2 protein-coding genes are annotated in these 1234 nt (G+C 29.0%); both read right to left on the reverse strand.

The genetic code is table 11. The annotated features are described in order from the left end of the window. Positions 1–678 (reverse strand): hypothetical protein (locus tag A9996_RS19365; RefSeq protein WP_157487273.1); only part of this gene is annotated, 678 nt, incomplete at its 3' end. Between the two features lie 265 nt (positions 679–943). Next, positions 944–1147 (reverse strand): hypothetical protein, encoded by a 204-nt coding sequence (locus tag A9996_RS20040; RefSeq protein ID WP_157487274.1) that lies wholly within the window; start codon positions 1145–1147, stop codon positions 944–946. Positions 1148–1234: the final 87 nt, after the last annotated feature.

The following is a 1234-nucleotide window of genomic DNA, read 5'->3' on the forward strand; positions in this document are numbered from 1 at the left end:
GTTAATTGGTGGAATCGAAGCAGTATTAGACAAACCAAACATTGATCGCAAACTTTTCATTTTTCTAACATCTGTTGCTTTTATTATAATACTATTGACTAAATTATCTTCGAATAATTGAAATACAATCTTTTGATTTTTTGTTGAAGCACTTAACCAATCGGTAGACCAATTTTTAATTTTTGTTGAGAATTTAGCTTCACCGAGATGAATTAAACCCATATCATCAATTCCAATATAATCAATTCGTATTTTTGTTCCGTTAACTTCTAAAGTAACTTGTTTTACTATTTTAGTGTTGTCAGTAATTCCTGAAACTAATTTAAAACTTTCTAACCCTGTAACATCTTCAAAAAGTCTAGCTTTTTGTGTTAAATCTTTAAACCATTTCCATTGCGCCCATTTTTCAAGATTCGAACCTGTTATAAAATCTCCATTGGAGTATTTTTCCCAAAATAAACCTGGCTCATTAATCATGTCATCGAAATCTTTAAACGCGCCTGGATTCTCAATCAGGTCATGTTTTATTCGATATTTTGTATTTCCTAATCTTGATGTGATCTCATCCAAATGATTTATATTGAAATGAGGCTCATCCATTTTATTTAAAATAGAAGTCAAATTATTACCAGATGAGTTTGAAAGTACATCACCGAAATCACCATCTATCGCTTTCACTTTTAATATACCTAACCTTTTCAATGCATTTGCTCATTTCAGAATAAATATATTTTGTTAAACCTTCTTTTGAATATTTCATAGTTTTATTGAATTACTAAGTTCATTAAATCATCAATATAACTCTCTACAATATTACTATTACTATTATTGTCATATACTTTCATAGAAACCATTGTTTCTCGATATGGATAACAAAACTTTTTGTGTACAAACCACACGAAAGGATTGACTTGTCGAATTTCATTTCGTGCGGTATTGCGGATTATTGAAGGATTGTTTCTTCTTTTTCAAATATAAAAAGTGTTTGACTTGATTTAATTGCAACTATTTTATCGTTTGCCTGAATTTCACTTACAAATGCCCTGTTGTTTTCCGTTGAAACCTTTTTTGGGTCTATTAATAACTCACTGCTATAAACAACTTTCCCAGTTTGCAAATTTACTATCAACCAAAAACTAGTTAACATTACTATTTTCTTTTTCGGTCACTTATATATATGTGGTTTTCGTGAAAAAAGACAACTTTATTTGTATAATTTTAGTATCATGATTTG

It is taken from the genome of Gelidibacter algens, from assembly GCF_001678675.1.
Classification (GTDB): domain Bacteria; phylum Bacteroidota; class Bacteroidia; order Flavobacteriales; family Flavobacteriaceae; genus Gelidibacter; species Gelidibacter algens.

Excerpts from the sequence above, each read along its gene's own strand:
- A9996_RS20040 (WP_157487274.1), bottom strand. The coding sequence starts at position 1,147 with ATGTTAACTAGTTTTTGGTTGATAGTAAATTTGCAAACTGGGAAAGTT.